This is a genomic window from Streptomyces sp. NPDC057617 (assembly GCF_042800555.1).
Classification (GTDB): Bacteria; Actinomycetota; Actinomycetes; order Streptomycetales; family Streptomycetaceae; genus Streptomyces.
The window spans coordinates 379,774-395,894 of record NZ_JBHVGV010000004.1 but is presented as its reverse complement, the minus strand read 5'-3'; the positions used below and the strand labels follow the sequence as shown (position 1 = coordinate 395,894).

Below are 16,121 nucleotides of genomic sequence, written 5' to 3'. Positions count from 1 at the left end.
TGATCAGTACAACGTCGCCCGGTTTGAGCAGGACGCTAATACTCCAGCAGCACTTTGACGTTTTCCCTGTTCAGGGGTGGTTTGGGTGAGTGTAGTGGGCTGATTGCCGGCCCGTGTTCTCTTTCCCGGGCCGCCCCTCGATCGTGTGCAGCCGACGCTGATAGTGGCAACGGTCTGGGCAGCCTCCCGGCGTGATCGACGAGCGTGCAGTTGAGATCTGGAACGACGAGCTCGAGCTCGGCGATCGGCCGGCCCACGGTGTTGGTGGCAAAACAGGTCAGCCGCATGCCATCCGCGTCCGTGAGCCTCAACTGGGCCCCAGGGTGCGGTTGTTCCTTCCTGACGATCAGCCGTATGCCCATCAGGGTCCCGCGTCCGCGCCGGTACTTCTTCGGCAGTTGGGCATGGGCCAGTTGGGCGGCGGTGATGTGGCCAGCGGCCGTGTTCGATCCTGCGTGGCCTGCTCTGAGCAGGGCCGCGACCGGTTCACCCGTGCCGCCCGGTCCGTGGTCGACGAACCCCATCAGCGGGTGGTGGCCGTAGGTTCGCTTCCACGTGGGTGCGGCGTCCTCCTTGTCCGAGTGCGCGATCACCAGCACCCCGTCGAGATCCACGGTCACCGTCCCGCCCGCGTCAGGCGCTTCCCGGTCGGCCAACCGCCGGACACGTCGGCGGACTTCAGCCCGCGCGGCACGGATGGATGGCCCCCAGGGCCTTCTCCCCGGAGAACGCGAGGGTGTCGATTGGGCGGGAGACCGTCGGGTCGGAGGCCACCGGCCCGAACACGGCCGGCTCGGCCCGCAGCATGGCGACATCCGCGAGGCAGTCCCGGCCCAACGCGACCGTCAGGGCCACGTCCAGCAGGATCTTGCCCGGATCATGCACCGCCCGAGCCTTCCGCCACGGGGTCAGCGCCGCTGATATCGCGGTCTCCAGGCCGGCCTTGCGGACGGTCCCGACCAGCAGCACGCCCCCGGCCTGCGAGACCACCGCCCGGCCGCCGCCCTCGATGCGGACACGCGGGTAGGACCCGATACGCTTCTTCATCTGGAGAGTGCTTCTTTCCTGCGACGCCCTGGATCCTGGACACGTCTCACCGTTGCAGGCCAGGAGCACTCCTCGCGTTTTTGATCGCCCGCCCGACACCCTGCCGCGTAAAAGCGCGTGGCTCACAGGTGTTGCTGGACCGGTTGCGGGAGGCTCACCGGCTGGCCCTCTCCCGCGCCACACTCGACGCCTCGCAGGTGCAAGCCCAGCGGGGACGAAGCCATCCGAACGGTGGCCCGAGTCCGGTTGCCCAGGGGCCACCCGAAGTCCTTCCTCAGACGTGCACTGTCCCCAGTAGCGCACGGGTCTCGGCGACTACCCGCGCGTTGAACGCCGGATCGTGCACCTGTGCGGAACCCCGCATGGGACGTCCTTTCTCGTCGTAGTAGACGCCGGTGGCATCCGAGTCGTCGGTGAGTACCCGGGTGATCATGCGAGCAGCGATGCCCGGGTTGGTCCAGTACTTGATGAGCGGGGCCAGCGGCGAGAGCACGTACTTCGACAGCAGACGCAGGAACAGGCCGGCGTCACGGCCGAGATTCGTGCCGGGGGCAAAGCCGGGCTCGATGGCGTTGAACCGCAGTCGGGGTGTTTCGCGGGCGAAGGCGAGCACCGTTGCCAGGTTGCACTGCTTGGACGTGGCATAGGCGTCCCCGCCGGGCAGTTTCGAGCCGCCGGGCTTCCACTCCCCACGAGTGCTCGCCTCGGCCGAGATGTACCGGGCGCCGCGGAAACCGGACATGGTGGCGGCCTTGCGCTCCGGATCCTCCACGGCTGAAACGATGAACACCACCTGCGTGCCGTCTGCGAGGTGGGGCACGAGCGTCTCGGTGAACACGAAAGGCCCGATGTGGTTAGTCGCGTAGGCGATGTCCCAGCCGAGAGCGTTGGTACCGGGACGGTTGGGGAAGATGCCGGCGTTGTTGAGCACGCCAGTGATCGGGAGGCCGAGCTCGACGATCTGAGCGACGGCGCGGCGCACGCTCGTCAGGTCCGAGAGGTCGCAGATGACGGGCACGGCCTCTCCGTCTCTGTCTTCGATGTCCCTGCGCACGTCGTCGAGCTTGGCGGCGTCGCGCCCGACCAGCACGACGGTGCCGTGCTTGGCCAGTTCGAGGGCGGTGCGGCGGCCGAAGCCGGAGGTCGGGCCGGTGATGACATAGACCTTGTCGCGCATGGCGCTCCTTAGATATCTGACTAGTCAGTCATTAATGGGCATGTGCGAACACGGGAAAGGTGGACCGGGGCGGGTCAGCCGATCATGCGCCAGAGCGCGTCGAAACCGGACTGCTTGTGCTCGTCGGCGCGATCCGGGTCGCCGATGATGTAGTCGATAGTGGCCTCGGCCAGGGCATTGCAGAGCGTGAACACCAAAGCCGCCGGGACATCGCGCATCGGGCCGTTCGCCCGGCTGCGCTCCAGGATCCCCCCGATGCCCGCCATGGTCCGGCTTGCGGACTCATGGGTGGATGCCGTGATCTCGTCGGAGACCTGGAGCTGCGCCAGAGCGCGGCGCTTGCGGGGATTGGCCGTCGCCCAGTCCATCCATCGTGACCACATGTGCAGCATCTGAGTGCGCGCATCGGCTACGGGCAGGCCGCCGAGTGCGGCTGCCCCCATCTCGCCCTTCAGCTCCAGGTAAAGCTGGTTCAGCAGATCTGCTTTGGTGTCGAAGTAGGTGAACAGCGAACCGTTGGAGACGCCGGCCTCCTTCGCGATCGCCGCCGTCGCCGCCCCCAGACCCTGAACAGCGATAATCCGCGTGGCGGCGGCCATGATCGCCGCGCGCTTGTCGTCGCTCCTCGGCCTGGGCATGAGTACAGCATGTAGGAGAGTGATCGGTCAGTCAAATGTAGGGGTCAATCCTCGACGTACACCGCAGCAGGTATCCCCACGCAGCCACCCGCTTGAGCTTCGGTCGGCTCAGGGGCGGTTGGTCTTGGTCACGGCCGAGACCAAGGACCGCCCGCCTGCCGCCGCCGGACCTTCAAGCAAAGGGAACCGGGTTCCTATTTCCTTGTCGGTGTCGATGAGACGGGAGCCGGTCGGGCCGGAGGCCGCCGGCTCGAGCCGGTCCGGCTCGGCTCGCAGCACGCCGACGTCGGCCAGGCAGTCTCGCCGAGTGCGACGGCCAGGGCCGCGTCCAGCAAGCTCTTGCCCGGATCGTGCACGGCCTGCGGTTTGCGCTACGGCGCCAGTGCCGCAGACCTCGCGGCATCCAGGCCGGACTTGCGGACCGTCTAGACCACCAGCACCGACCCGGCCCAGCCCCCCGCCTTCGGCACGGACAGGCGGGTACGACCCGCTGCCCTTCTTCATCTGGAGAGTGCTTTTCCCTTGCAGCTGACAGGACCCTCGACACGTCTTATCGTTGCAGTTCAGGGGCACTCTCCGTTTATTTGATCCAGCATCGGACAACGAGCCTCGTGAAAGCGCGAGGTTAATACTCCAGTGTGACTTCGCGATCTTGTAGGGACCCTGGTCGGGAACGGGTGCGGTCACCGTGTGATCATCGGGTTGTGTGGACGCCTTTCGCCTGACCACGCCAGCAAGGTGATCACAGGACGAGCATGAGCTTGCCGCCGGGGCGGCGGGATTGGCTGAGCTTGGCCGCTTCCTGGATCTGGTCGAGGGTGTAGGTGCGGGCGACCGGTACGACCAGGATGCCTTCGCCGGCGAGCCTGGCGAACTCATTCATCTGGTCGTAGCGGATCTCGGTGGTGATCCGGACACCCAGTTCGGCTGCGGCAGCGAAGTCCGAGACCGTGAGGACACGGTCGGGATCCCCGGTCAGCTCGATCAAGGTCGGCAGCGAGCCGCCGGCCGGACTGGGCTGGTCGGCGCGGTCGATCCGACCCCCGGTCGGCGTGGTGTCCAGGGCGCGGTCCACGGGGCCTGGGGTCAGTGCGCTGACGCGTTCGGCCATGCCCTCGCCGTAGGCGGTCACCTGGGCGCCGATCTCTTCCAGGGCGGCGGCCCGAGTCGGCCCGGCTGTGGCGATCACCTGAATACCCAGGTGCAGCGCGAAGCGCACCGCCGCCTCACCCACGGTGGTGCCCGCGCCGTGGACGAGCAGCAGCTCACCCGGCTGAACGCCGAGGTCGTCGAGCGCGCGCCACGCCGTCTCGGCCGCCATCGGCAGCGCGGCGGCCTGCTCGGCGGTTACGCCCTCGGGAATGCGAGCCCAGGCCGACATCACCGCGTACTCGGCGGCGCCGGCCGTCGGGCCGTCGAAGGTGGCCGGGCCGAACACGCGGTCGCCGATCTGGACGCCGGTGACGCCCTCGCCGAGCGCGTCGACGGTGCCCGCGACCTCGAGGCCGAGCCCGCGCGGCAGCGGCGGCAGATGGTCGGCGAGGAGACCGTCGACGACGTGCCAGTCGGCCGGTGTCAGGCCGCACGCCCGCACGGCGATCCGGATCTGGCCGGGTCCCGGCTCCGGTTGTGGGACGTCGCGGAGCACGATCACGTCCGGGGAACCGAACCGGTCGAATTGCAGAGCCTTCATGACGATCTCCTGGTTGATAACAGCATCTGTTGTCATTGAGGGTACCAGCCGATAACAGCTCCTGTTGTCGTACTCTGGTGGGTATGCCGCGATGGGAATCCGACGCACAGGGCCGGCTCGAACGCGCGGCGCTCGAGCTGTTCGAGACGTACGGGTTCGAGCGCACCTCGGTCGCGCAGATCGCAGGCGCCGCCGGTCTGAAGGAGCGCTCCTTCTATCGCTACTTCTCCGACAAGCGGGAAGTCCTCTTCGCCGGCAACGGACTCGAGGCCCACCTCGTCGCCCAGGTCGAGGCGGCCGATCCGGGCCTCACCCCGATCGAGGCGCTGATGACCGCGCTGGGAACCGCCGAGGAGATCTTCCGCCCACGCGAGTTTTTGCTGCGCCGGGGAAGAGTGATCGCCGCCAACCCGGCACTGGCTGAGCGCGATCTGATCAAGCTCGCCGACATCGCCGACGCACTGGCGCCGGCGATCGAGCGCCGCGGCGTCGAGCCCGGAAAAGCACGCTTCATCATCGACGTGGTGCTGGCGATCCACCGGCGCGCCATGCCCCGCTGGCTAGCCGAGCCGGACACCACCCTCGCTCAGCTCATGGCCCAGGCCGCCGCCGAGCTGCGCGAAGTGGTCGCGCCGCCAGCTCCAACGATCCGCTGAGTCGGCCGCAAACAGGCCTCGCAGATAAGCGTAGAACCGGCTGTCCGGGAAACGGTCTTACCTCAGTGCGGTTTCCTGGTCCATCTGGTGGGTTCCTTGAGAGATCGTCGCCGGTAGTGACTGCGTCGAGCCGCTGACTGGTGGTGTCGGCGCCAGCTGGACCAGTGCAGCAGTCTTGAGCTGCCCCGAGTTTTGTAGCGGCCGATCTTGTGTGTTTCAGGCTGCGTTCGGAGTGGCCAAGGAACGGTAGTAAGCCGCCTCGAACTCCTCGGGCGGGAGGTAGTCGAGAGCAGAGTGCAGGCGCTCGGTGTTGTACCAGCCCACCCACTGCACGACGGCGCGTTCGACCTGGTCAGCGTCCCGCCAGGGGCCTTGGTGTTCGATCAGCTCCGCCTTGAAGGTGCCGTTGAGTGCCTCGGCCATCGCGTTGTCGTACGAGTCCGCCACGGAGCCCACCGATGCGGCGGCGCCGACGTCCATCAGCCGCTCGCTGTAGCGGATCGACACGTATTGGCTGCCGCGATCACTGTGATGGATCAGGCCCGATCCCTTCTTGATGCCCCGGCGCCACAAGGCCATGTCCAGGGCGTCCAGAGGGAGATCGGTGCGCATGTGGGTCGCGAGCTGCCATCCCACGATGGTCCGCGAGCAGACGTCGAGGACGAATGCGACGTAGACCCAGCCGGACCAGGTCCGGACATACGTCAGGTCCGCAACCCAGAGCTGGTTCGGCCGGGTCGCGGTGGAGAGCCGGTTGACCAGGTCCGGCGGGCGCGGGGCGGCCGGCTCGGGAACCGTGGTCCGGCGTCGCCGGCCGCGGATGACGCCCTCCAGGCCGTCCTCGCCCATCAGCCGCTCGATGGTGCAGCGGGCCGCGGTGATACCTTCGCGCCGCAGTTGGCGGTGGATCCTGCGGGCGCCGTAGGTCCCGCCGGAGGCAGCGTGGGCGGCGCGGATCTTTGTAAGCAGTTGCTCGTCGCGCAAACGCCGGGCGGACTTCGGCCGCCTGCGGCGGGCATTGTATGCCGAGACTGAAAGGTCCAGTTCCCGGCAGACCGGCTCGACCCCGAAGTCGTCGCGGAGGTGGCTGATCACCGCGTCGGCCTCGTGCGGGGCTGGTCGAGCTCCTTCGCGAAAAACACCGAGGCAGCTTTCAGGATCTCATTCGCCCCCCTCAACTCAGCGTTCTGCCTGCGGAGCTGGGCGAGTTCGTTCTTCTCGGCCGTGGTGAGCAGATCAGGCCGGTCGCCGTGGTCGGCCTCGGCCTGGCGAACCCATTGCCGCAGAGCCTCCTTGTAGATGCCCAGATCCCGGGCGACGTGCGCGACTGGGCGGCCCGAGGTCTGGACCTCGCGGATTTCTCACTCACGCAGCTCGTCGGGGTACTTCCGTGGTGCACGCATCGGACCTGTGTTCTCCCATCTGCCGAGGCGATCATGCCTGGCTTCAGGGCCGCTACAAAATCCGGTTCAGCTCACCTGTGACCAGCAACTTCAGCTTGCACACCGCTCATTGAGGCGCGGTTGCGGTTCGTATGACCATTTCGACAAGCTGATCGCCGGTAACGTGCCACTTTTTGGTTTCCAGGAGACCGCCGTTCTCGAAGCTGATGATGCCGTGCACGCTGGTCAGCAACATCGCACCGACCGGCCGGGCGCGCTGTGGATCCGCGAGGGCGCCCGCGACGATCGAAAGGAACTGGTCGTGCGTGCGTGACACCGCAGCGATCGCTTCGCTGGATGCAGTCGATGGCGCGTCAAACATCAACGCATAGGCGTGTGGGTGCCGCCGACCGACGTCCATCAGGCCAGCCAGTGCGCGTGCCAGGCGCTCGGCCGGCGTCAGATGTTCCGCCGCAATGAGTGCATCGAGACCTTCGCTAACATGCCCCCAGCTCCTGGCTGCGACCGCGGCGAGCAGGTGCTCCTTGTCCGGAAAGTGTCCGTACGGCGCCCCGCGAGACACGTCTGCCCTGGTCCCCACGGCGCGCAGGGTCACCGCGCCGGGCCCGCCCTCGTCCAACAGATCGGCGGCAGCTTCGACCAGCGCTCGCCGGGTGGCTGCGGCACTTTCCAATCGGCTGACCATGCCTCCAATGTTACGTGACGCTGTCACACGACTCGTTTGACAATGTCACGCGAGCCGCTATCGTCACTCACATGACAACGTCACATGAGCACTCCGGGATGGTCCTGATTACTGGCGCGTCGACCGGCATGGGTGCCGCGACCGCCCGCGAGCTTGCCCGCCGCGGCTTTCATGTTCTAGCAAGCGTCCGGCGCCAATCCGACGCCGACACACTGCGGAGCGCGGGACTGGAGCCGGTGTTCCTGGACATCACCGATCCCGAACAGATCGCCTCAGTTTCCAAACGTATCGCCGACGACTCGGCAGGGCGACCGCTTCGCGCAGTGATCAACAACGCCGGCATCGCCATCAACGCGCCGGTCGAGGTGCTGTCGATGGAGGAGTGGCAACGGCAATTCGACGTGAACTTCTTCGGGCACATCGCGGTGACCAAAGCCGTCCTGCCCGCACTGCACGCCAGCGGCGGCCGGGTGGTGAACATCAGCTCCATCGGAGGCCGGATCGCGATGCCGACCTACGGCGCCTACGCCGCTGCGAAGTTCGCCATGGAAGCGATGAGCGACTCCCTGCGGCGGGAGCTCGCACCTCACGGCGTGCAGGTCGTGGTCGTCGAGCCCGGCGGGGTAAAGACTGAGATGACCGGCCACGGCATCGAGCGGGCGAACGACACCATTGCCACGTTGGCGCCGACCCAGCGCAGCCGCTACGGCGAGCTGCTGCAGGCGATCATCAACCAGGCGACATCGTTCACCGACTCCGGACTGTCCGCCGAGGCCGCTGCCCTGGTCATCGCCAAGGCCGCGACCGCCCGGCGCCCGCGCACCCGGTACACCATCGGGCGCGACGCGGCCGTACTCACCCGCCTGTCACGGATCCTCTCCGACAAGATGCTCGACCGTATCCTTGCCGCCAACCTTCGCCCCCATTACCCCAAACCGCACAGCGCCTGATCAATTGCCCCAGCAGGGAGGGTGTATCAGGAATCAGACACTTTCGACTGTGCCTTCGAACCACGGCCTGTCAGTCGGTGTTGTGCTTGCACCTGGTGGATCGGGGTGGGGTGTGGGGCAGCGCAGGCCGTGGGAGGTCGAGGACGGGCTGTGGGAGCGGATCGCTCCGCTGTTGCCGGTGGTCGAACGCCGGCAGCGGTATCCGGGGCGCAGGCGGCTGGATGACCGGCGGGTGCTCAGCGGGATCCTGTTCGTGCTGTACACAGGAATCCCATGGGAGTTCCTGCCGCAGGAGCTGGGCTACGGATCGGGAAGTACGTGCTGGCGCAGAGCGCACCGTCGTGCTGCCGGGTTTCTTGTATGTCGATGTGCGTCGGCATCTCGACTGGTTCGCGGCCAAGGAGCCCGACGGACTGCTGTTCGTGGGCGAGCGGGCCGCCCCCTTCCGCCGTTCCACCTTCGGTCGGAAGTGGCGCAAGGCCCGGGACAAGGTCGGGCTGCCGCCCAACTTCCGCTTCTACGACCTGCGCCACACCGGCAACACCCTCGTCGCCCAGTCCGGCGGCACGCTCAAGGACGTCATGGTGCGTGCCGGCCAGTCGTCGGAGAAGGCGGCGCTGATCTATCAGCACTCGCCCATGGACCGGCAGAAGGAAGTCGCTCAGGGCCTCGACGCCCGAGTACGGGCGGCGCGGAAGGACGCCGTCAGCAACCACGGCGACGGGCGGTCCGCCTCGGACAATGTCCCAAGTGGTGCGCCAGTGGTGCGCCGCGCCTGACCCCCTCCGACACCCGCCTCGGGGGGCCGACACAGTGCCGTGTCGGCCCCCTGGGCGGTTGCTAGGGCCGGGGGAAGTGGCACCCATGGGGCTGTTTGGAGTCCACCTTTAGCCCTCAACTTCCCAGGTCAGAAGAGGAGTTGGCGTGTTCGCGGCCGCCGCTTCCAGTACGTTGGCCGGCCGAGGCGTATGTGACGCGGGTCACGCAAAGTCGATCTCGCCATTCGAGACATTCATCGAACGAATAAACGAAGAGCCTGGGGTTGCCTGCGTGGGCGGGGTGTTCCGCCTCCCAAGTGGTGCGCAAGTGGTGCGAGAGCTCATGAGAGGTCTAGACAACAACGAAGCCCCGGGCCGTTGGCCTGGGGCTTTCATGTGGAGCGGGTGACGAGAATCGAACTCGCGCTCTGAGCTTGGGAAGCTCATGTTCTACCATTAAACTACACCCGCGAAATCGGGGCCCTGATCTGCCCCGCATCGTCGGATACTCTACCCCATCGTCGACCCCGGGCGTATTGCGCCGCGGGGTCGCTGTGTTGTTCGGGGGTGGGGGGGCGGGGGCGATGGGGGCTTGGGGGGCGGGAGTTGGGGCGTAGGGTCGGGGGCGGAGTGCCGGGGTGGGGGGTGTCCTCTTCATATTCTAGTGTGGGCGTTCGTCCGTGTTTGTTGGGGAAAGGACCTGATGGACTTGATGGAGCGCACCGTCGTCCGCTGTGCCGAAGGGCATGTGTTCAGCACTACGACGTTCCCGATGCAGCAGCTCGACACCGCCAGGATCGGGCCCGGGCGGCTCATCCGGTGTCCTCGGTGTGCGCGGTTGCGGCATGCCGTGCCCGTCGAGGCTGCGGAGCCCGTGAAGACGGTGGAGTCGGCGGAGCCGGTGGAGTCGGAACGGCGCTGACCCTGGGCGTGAGGGGGCGCGCGGGCCGCCCGATGGGGGTGGGTCCGCGCGCCCTGCGTATCCTCGGGGCGTGCTTCTCTCAGACAAGGACATCCGGGCCCAGCTCGATTCCGGACGTGTGCGCATCGAGCCGTACGACGGGTCGATGGTGCAGCCCTCCAGTATCGATGTGCGGCTCGACCGGTTCTTCCGGGTGTTCGAGAACCACCGCTATCCCCATATCGATCCCGCCATCGAACAGGCCGACCTGACGCGTACGGTCGAGCCGGAGGGCGACGAGCCGTTCATCCTGCACCCCGGGGAGTTTGTGCTCGCCTCTACGTACGAGGTCATCTCACTGCCCGACGACATCGCCTCCCGGCTGGAAGGAAAGTCCAGCCTCGGACGGCTAGGGCTGGTCACGCACTCCACCGCCGGCTTCATCGACCCCGGATTCTCCGGGCATGTCACCCTCGAACTGTCGAATCTCGCCACCCTCCCCATCAAGCTCTGGCCGGGCATGAAGATCGGGCAGCTCTGCCTCTTCCGGCTCAGCTCGCCGGCGGAGCATCCGTACGGTTCCGAACGGTACGGTTCGCGCTACCAGGGCCAGCGCGGGCCCACCGCCTCGCGGTCCTATCTCAACTTCCATCGGACCCAGGTCTGACATGGGAGCGTCGGAAACGCCCGAAGCGGCCAGCTCCGGACCGCGGGAGAATCTCTCTTACGAGCAGTTCGGGCACGCCGTCCGCGCGCTCGCGCAGACCATCGCCGACGACGGCTACGAACCCGATCTCGTCCTCAGCATCGCCCGCGGTGGCGTCTTTGTCGCCGGCGGTCTCGCGTACGCCCTGGACTGCAAGAACATCCATCTCGTCAACGTCGAGTTCTACACCGGCGTCGGCACCACGCTCCCGATGCCGGTCATGCTCGCGCCCGTCCCCAACGTTGTGGACTTCTCGCACAAGAAGGTCCTCATCGCGGACGACGTCGCCGACACCGGCAAGACGCTCAAGCTCGTCCGCGAATTCTGCGTGGACCATGTCGCCGAGGTGCGCAGCGCGGTGATCTACGAAAAGACCCAGTCCCTCGTGAAGTGCGAGTACGTCTGGAAGCGCACCGACGACTGGATCAACTTCCCCTGGAGCGTCCAGCCGCCGGTCGTACGTCGCCGGATGGGCGACTGAACCTCAGATCGTGCCCAGCTTCAGCAGCGACAGCAGCGCTATGAGCTGGATCGCCGACGCGCCCAGCGCCTTCGGCCACGGCAGGTCGTGCGACTTGCCCACCATCAGCGTGAAGAGCGCCCCCGACGCGATCCAGGTGACCCAGCCGAGGATCTGCACCAGACCGTTCTCGCCGCCCAGGAAGAGCGCGAAGACCAGCCGCGGGGCGTCCGTGATCGACATGATCAGCATGGAGAGGCCGACGGTCGGCTGCCAGGCGCCGTCGCCGCCGAGCTGGCGGGCGAGCGTATGGGTCACCGCGCCCAGGATCAGCCCGCCGAGGACGAAGGCGACGGCCGTCGTCAGGACGTACGGGATGGCGGTCGTCAGCGTCGCGTTTATCGCGTCGTCGCGGGCCGTGTCGAAGCCGAAGAGCGCCAGCAGACCGTAGAGGAACGTCACGATCAGGGCGGGGCCCCAGACCGGGTAGTCGCGCATCTGCAGGAACGTCGCGCCGGGGCGCAGCACGATGCCGCTCAGCAGGTCCTTCCAGCCCAGCCGGGGGCCGGCGGGTGCCGGGGCGGCCCCGGCGTGGTAGGTCGCGCCGTCGCCGTACGGGTCCTCGCCGACGCTGAACATCTGGGTGTGGCCCGGGGTGTTGGCGTACGGGTCGCCGTGCGGGCCCTGCGGGGGCTGCTGGGCGTACGGGTCGCCGAAGTACTCCGGCTCGCCGTGCCCGCCACCGCCGCCACCGCGCTGCGCACCGCCCTGCCCGCCCGGCCCGCCGCCGTGCCCGCCGTACGGGCCTCCGCTGCTGCCGCCCGCGGGGGGCCACTGCTGCTGACCGTACGGAGGTGCCGCCCGGTGCCCGCCCCCGTAACCGGGGGGCGGCGGTGCTGCCTGCCGTCCGTACGGCTGCTGTTGCGGTTGATGCCGCTGCGGTTGCTGTTGCGGGGTGCGGTTGTCCCGGCCGCGTCCGATCCTGAATCCAGCCACGCAATCGAACGTACCTGGTCTTGGCGGTCGGCATCGCTGAGCCGGCCCAACGGACCGTCCATTGCGGCCGAGCTGTGACATCCCCTAGGGGGACCCTGGGGGGTTTGCCCCAGGGACCTGGGGAGTCAGGGGAGTTGCTCGCTCAGGAAGAGCGAGGTGCTGAACGTGAGCACCGGACGGTCCGCGAAGCCCCCGCCCGTTCCGCCCGACCCGCCGGCCCCAGCGGCCCCGCCGCCCGTCCCCTCGTACAGCGCGATCACATCCGCCGTCTCGCCCCGGTGCGTACGGGTCACCAGGTCCGGCCGCTTGTCCCCGGTGAAGTCGGCGGAGACGAGCACGCCGGTGGCGCTCTCACCGCCGCCCTTCCCGGCCGGCAGCGCGGGCGCGGGCGGCAGTTCCACCGCCTTGAAACGGTACGAGCCGCCCGCGCGCCCCGGACCGTCCGGGCCCCCGAGCAGCAGCGAGCCACGAGCGGCCGTACCCGGTGCGTGCGCGCGGGCGGAGTACACCAGGTCGTCGTAGCCGTCGCCGTCGGCGTCCGCCGCGGGCGCGGGCGCTTCGAGCGCCGGGCCGCCACCCGGGACCGGCGCCGGCGCGCTCCGCGGTGCCCCGGCCCGGCTGAACGGACCGCGCAGAAAACTCACCCGGCCCGCGCTCGCGGTGACCGCGAGATCCACCGACCCGTCCCCGTCGAAGTCGCCGCAGACCGGGTGGTCGGGCCACTCGTTGCCGAAGCGCGCCTTGCCGGGGATCCGGAGGACCACCGCCCTGCCGGTCAGGCCGGACGGGCCGCCGAAGAGGAGCTGGAGCGGTACGGGCGGCATACCGGTGCCGTCGTACGGCGGGTCCGTTGCGATGACCAGATCGCCGAACCCGTCCTTGTCCAGGTCGCACGCCGCCATGGCGTCGAACGCGGCCGGGAGCGTGCCCCCGACCCGGGCGCCATGGGTACGCGGGCCGAGGATCTGGCGTACGGCCGGATCGAGCGCGGCACCCGAGCCTCGCCCCGCACCCGCCGTACCCGAACCGCTGCCCGTACCCGAACCGCTGCCCGAGGCCGGACCGCCCGCCCCCGAAGCGCCCGCCCCCGAAGCGCCCGCCCCCGAAGCGCCCGAACCGCCCGGTGAACCCCCGCCCGTCCCGTACACGATCCCGATCCCCGCGTCGTCCCCGTACGAGTCGCCCGCCGCCTTGACCAGGTCGTTCAGTACGAGATCACGGTGGCCGTCGCCGTTGAAGTCGTCCGGGAGCCCGCTGCCCCGGCCCTGCGGTACGGGACGGCGTACGGCATCGCCCTTGCCCGCGAGCGGCGCGGTGTCGCCGTTCTTGGCGCCCGCCGGCTCCGGGGCTGCCGTACACCCCGCCAGCAGCACCGCCGTACAGACGGAGACCACGGAGACCACACCCACACCGATCCGCACGAGCGACCGCCCCCATCCGTCACATCCGTACACCGGTCTCACTGGCCGACCACATCATGCTGCACACGGGAAAGATCGTGCTGCACATGGGAAAGCGGCCGACCCGGACCCGCTCCCAGACAGGCCCGGCGTCGGCCGCTCGTAACCGAACACCTACATCACGCGCCCGCTACCTCACGGGTTCAGGCTCACTTCACCGGTTCGGGCTCCGGCGCGCTCTCCTGTGCGTCCGAACCCTCCGGCCCCGCGGGCGTCCGTACCGAATCGAGCAGCAACTGCGCCACATCCACCACCTGGAGCGACTCCTTCGCCTGCCCCTGGTTCTTCTTCCCGTTGACCGAGTCGGTCAGCATGACCAGACAGAACGGGCACGCCGTCGAGACGATGTCCGGGTTCAGCGAAAGCGCCTCGTCCACGCGCTCGTCGTTGACGCGCTTGCCGATCCGCTCCTCCATCCACATCCGCGCGCCGCCCGCGCCGCAGCAGAAACCGCGCTCCTTGTGGCGGTGCATCTCCTCGTTCCGCAGGCCGGGGACCTTGGCGATGATCTCGCGCGGCGGTGTGTAGACCTTGTTGTGGCGGCCCAGGTAGCAGGGGTCGTGGTACGTGATGAGCCCCTCGACCGGCGTCACGGGGACCAGCCTGCCCTCGTCCACGAGGTGCTGGAGCAGTTGGGTGTGGTGGATGACCTCGTACTCGCCGCCGAGCTGCGGGTACTCGTTCGCGATGGTGTTGAAGCAGTGCGGACAGGTCGCGACGATCTTCTTTGAAGCCTTCGGCTTCTTCGTGGCCTCGTCGGCCTTGCCGTCGTCGTCGAGGGACTCGCCGAACGCCATGTTCAGCATCGCGACGTTCTCCTGGCCGAGCTGCTGGAACAGCGGCTCATTGCCCAGACGCCGTGCCGAGTCGCCGGTGCACTTCTCGTCCCCGCCCATGATCGCGAACGAGACGCCCGCGATGTGCAGCAGCTCCGCGAAGGCCTTCGTGGTTTTCTTGGCCCGGTCCTCCAGCGCGCCCGCGCAGCCCACCCAGTAGAGGTAGTCGACCTCCGACAGGTCCTCGACGTCCTTGCCGACGACCGGCACCTCGAAGTCGATCTCCTTGGTCCACTCCAGGCGCTGCTTCTTGGCCAGCCCCCAGGGGTTGCCCTTCTTCTCCAGGTTCTTGAGCATCGTCCCGGCCTCGCTCGGGAAGGCGCTCTCGATCATCACCTGGTAGCGGCGCATGTCGACGATGTGGTCCACATGCTCGATGTCGACCGGGCACTGCTCCACACACGCGCCGCAGGTGGTGCACGACCAGAGCACGTCCGGGTCGATGACGCCGCCCGCGGCGAAGCCGCCGTCGGATGCGGCCTCCAGCGTCCCGATCAGCGGGCGCTCGGCCTCCGCGAGGGCCGCGGCCGGCACCCCGGCGAGCTGCTCGGCGGAGGCCTTCTCCTCGCCCTCCGCGTTCTTGCCGCCGCCCGCCAGCAGGTACGGGGCCTTCGCGTGCGCGTGGTCGCGCAGCGACATGATCAGCAGCTTCGGGGAGAGCGGCTTGCCGGTGTTCCAGGCCGGGCACTGCGACTGGCACCGGCCGCACTCCGTACAGGTCGAGAAGTCCAGCAAGCCCTTCCAGGAGAAGTGCTCGATCTGGGAGACACCGAAGACATCGTCCTCAGCGGGGTCTTCGAAGTCGATCTCCTTGCCGCCGCTGGCCATCGGCAGCAGCGCCCCGAGGGCCGTCGAACCGTCCGCCTCACGCTTGAACCAGATGTTCGGGAAGGCCAGGAAGCGGTGCCAGGCGATCCCCATGTCGGTCTTGAGGGCGACCGTGATCATCCAGATGAAGGACGTCCCGATCTTGATCATCGCGATCAGATAGACCAGGTTCTGCAGGGTCCCGGTGCTCAGCCCCTTGAAGGCCGCGACCAGCGGATACGACACGAGATACGCGGCCTGGTACGAGTCGGCGTGGTGCAGCGCGCCCTCCAGGCCGCGCAGCAGCAGGATGGCCAGACCGATGATGAGGATGACGGCCTCGACGAAGTACGCCTGGCCGAAGTTGGAGCCCGCGAACCGGGACTTGCGGTCGGCCCGGCCGGGGAGCGAGAGCTGCCGGATGACGATCAGGGTGAGGATGCCGAGGGTCGTCAGCGCGCCGATCAGCTCGACGAACACCTCGTACGGGGTCCAGCCACCGATGACCGGCAGCAGCCAGTCGGCCTTGAAGAGCTGCCCGAAGGCGTTCACCAGGGTCAGTACGAGGGTGAAGAAGCCGACCGCGACGAACCAGTGCGCGACCCCGACGATGCCCCAGCGGTTCATCCGCGTGTGGCCGAGGAACTCCTTGGCGAGCGTCAGGGTGCGCCGGGCGGGCTCGTCCGTGCGCGTGCCCGCGGGGACGTCCTGGCCGAGCCGTACGAAGCGGTAGATCTGGCCGATGGCCCGGCCGAACAGCGCCACACCGACGACGGCGAGCACCAGCGACACGATGATCGCGGCGAGTTGCATGGGGTGGCTCCTCGGGCCTGCGCGGGTGGAAAAGCGGGTGGTAACAAGAGTAGGAAGTCCTACTCGAAATCCCGCTCTACTAAGCGGTAACTTAATCAGTCCGTGGCTGAGGTTACCCACTTGTCCCGCCGCAAT

Annotated in this window: 14 protein-coding genes, 1 tRNA gene and 4 pseudogenes; 7 read left to right on the top strand and 12 right to left on the bottom strand. The window is 68.1% G+C overall.

The window, feature by feature from the left end; genetic code table 11:
• Nucleotides 1–227 precede the first annotated feature (227 nt).
• From ACFU9P_RS13375 to ACFU9P_RS13355, 5 genes and pseudogenes are all read right to left on the bottom strand, one after another.
• Nucleotides 228–1,047 (bottom strand): annotated as a pseudogene (locus ACFU9P_RS13375) (transposase); the annotation flags it as partial.
• Between the two features lie 274 nt (nt 1,048–1,321).
• Nucleotides 1,322–2,224: an SDR family NAD(P)-dependent oxidoreductase gene (locus ACFU9P_RS13370; protein WP_384079715.1), complete on the bottom strand. Its 903-nt coding sequence runs from the start codon at nt 2,222–2,224 to the stop codon at nt 1,322–1,324.
• 74 nt (nt 2,225–2,298) lie between these two features.
• The gene (locus tag ACFU9P_RS13365) at nt 2,299–2,862 is read right to left on the bottom strand and encodes a TetR/AcrR family transcriptional regulator (RefSeq protein WP_384079712.1); all 564 of its coding nucleotides are present in this window, start codon (nt 2,860–2,862) and stop codon (nt 2,299–2,301) included.
• A 210-nt stretch (nt 2,863–3,072) separates the two neighbouring features.
• Nucleotides 3,073–3,366 (bottom strand): annotated as a pseudogene (locus tag ACFU9P_RS13360) (IS1380 family transposase); the annotation flags it as partial.
• Between the two features lie 238 nt (nt 3,367–3,604).
• Nucleotides 3,605–4,555, bottom strand: a complete 951-nt coding sequence (locus tag ACFU9P_RS13355) for an NADP-dependent oxidoreductase (protein ID WP_384079709.1) — start codon at nt 4,553–4,555, stop codon at nt 3,605–3,607.
• A gap of 83 nt (nt 4,556–4,638) precedes the next feature.
• Here ACFU9P_RS13355 and ACFU9P_RS13350 point away from each other — a divergent pair, with 83 nt between their 5' ends.
• Nucleotides 4,639–5,211 carry a TetR/AcrR family transcriptional regulator gene (locus ACFU9P_RS13350; RefSeq protein ID WP_384079706.1) on the top strand — a complete coding sequence of 191 codons (573 nt, stop codon included), beginning with the start codon at nt 4,639–4,641 and terminating at the stop codon, nt 5,209–5,211.
• A 216-nt stretch (nt 5,212–5,427) separates the two neighbouring features.
• Here ACFU9P_RS13350 and ACFU9P_RS13345 read toward each other — a convergent pair whose 3' ends face one another.
• From ACFU9P_RS13345 to ACFU9P_RS13335, 3 genes are all read right to left on the bottom strand, one after another.
• The gene (locus ACFU9P_RS13345) at nt 5,428–6,306 is read right to left on the bottom strand and encodes an IS3 family transposase (RefSeq protein ID WP_384079703.1); all 879 of its coding nucleotides are present in this window, start codon (nt 6,304–6,306) and stop codon (nt 5,428–5,430) included.
• Nucleotides 6,303–6,569 (bottom strand): transposase, encoded by a 267-nt coding sequence (locus ACFU9P_RS13340; protein ID WP_384080065.1) that lies wholly within the window; start codon nt 6,567–6,569, stop codon nt 6,303–6,305. The genes ACFU9P_RS13345 and ACFU9P_RS13340 overlap by 4 nt, the downstream gene beginning before the upstream one ends.
• Nucleotides 6,570–6,720: 151 nt before the next feature.
• The gene (locus tag ACFU9P_RS13335; RefSeq protein ID WP_384079700.1) at nt 6,721–7,299 is read right to left on the bottom strand and encodes a TetR/AcrR family transcriptional regulator; all 579 of its coding nucleotides are present in this window, start codon (nt 7,297–7,299) and stop codon (nt 6,721–6,723) included.
• Nucleotides 7,300–7,370: 71 nt separating this feature from the next.
• Between ACFU9P_RS13335 and ACFU9P_RS13330 the strand changes: the two genes are divergently transcribed.
• The 3 genes and pseudogenes from ACFU9P_RS13330 to ACFU9P_RS13320 all read left to right on the top strand — a co-directional run.
• Nucleotides 7,371–8,249 (top strand): SDR family oxidoreductase, encoded by an 879-nt coding sequence (locus tag ACFU9P_RS13330; protein ID WP_384079696.1) that lies wholly within the window; start codon nt 7,371–7,373, stop codon nt 8,247–8,249.
• Between the two features lie 112 nt (nt 8,250–8,361).
• Nucleotides 8,362–8,580, top strand: a pseudogene (locus ACFU9P_RS13325) (transposase); the annotation flags it as partial.
• A pseudogene (locus tag ACFU9P_RS13320) lies at nt 8,555–9,028 on the top strand (tyrosine-type recombinase/integrase); the annotation flags it as partial. The pseudogenes ACFU9P_RS13325 and ACFU9P_RS13320, both read left to right, overlap by 26 nt.
• 376 nt (nt 9,029–9,404) lie before the next feature.
• Here ACFU9P_RS13320 and ACFU9P_RS13315 read toward each other — a convergent pair.
• Nucleotides 9,405–9,478, bottom strand: a tRNA-Gly gene (locus ACFU9P_RS13315).
• Between the two features lie 232 nt (nt 9,479–9,710).
• Here ACFU9P_RS13315 and ACFU9P_RS13310 point away from each other — a divergent pair.
• The 3 genes from ACFU9P_RS13310 (at nt 9,711) to ACFU9P_RS13300 (ending at nt 11,095) form a co-directional block, all read left to right on the top strand.
• On the top strand, nt 9,711–9,929 hold the full coding sequence (locus ACFU9P_RS13310) for a hypothetical protein (protein WP_376373693.1): 219 nt from the start codon (nt 9,711–9,713) through the stop codon (nt 9,927–9,929).
• A gap of 70 nt (nt 9,930–9,999) precedes the next feature.
• Complete coding sequence (gene dcd, locus ACFU9P_RS13305; RefSeq protein WP_376373690.1) at nt 10,000–10,575, top strand: dCTP deaminase; 576 nt, start codon at nt 10,000–10,002, stop codon at nt 10,573–10,575.
• Nucleotide 10,576: 1 nt separating this feature from the next.
• The gene (locus tag ACFU9P_RS13300) at nt 10,577–11,095 is read left to right on the top strand and encodes a phosphoribosyltransferase (protein WP_384079692.1); all 519 of its coding nucleotides are present in this window, start codon (nt 10,577–10,579) and stop codon (nt 11,093–11,095) included.
• Between the two features lie 3 nt (nt 11,096–11,098).
• Here the strand turns inward: ACFU9P_RS13300 and ACFU9P_RS13295 are convergent, their stop codons facing one another.
• From ACFU9P_RS13295 to ACFU9P_RS13285, 3 genes are all read right to left on the bottom strand, one after another.
• Nucleotides 11,099–12,070: a Yip1 family protein gene (locus ACFU9P_RS13295; protein WP_376373684.1), complete on the bottom strand. Its 972-nt coding sequence runs from the start codon at nt 12,068–12,070 to the stop codon at nt 11,099–11,101.
• 125 nt (nt 12,071–12,195) lie between these two features.
• Complete coding sequence (locus ACFU9P_RS13290) at nt 12,196–13,491, bottom strand: FG-GAP-like repeat-containing protein (protein WP_384079688.1); 1,296 nt, start codon at nt 13,489–13,491, stop codon at nt 12,196–12,198.
• A gap of 188 nt (nt 13,492–13,679) precedes the next feature.
• The gene (locus tag ACFU9P_RS13285; RefSeq protein ID WP_384079686.1) at nt 13,680–15,986 is read right to left on the bottom strand and encodes a (Fe-S)-binding protein; all 2,307 of its coding nucleotides are present in this window, start codon (nt 15,984–15,986) and stop codon (nt 13,680–13,682) included.
• Between the last annotated feature and the right edge of the window lie 135 nt (nt 15,987–16,121).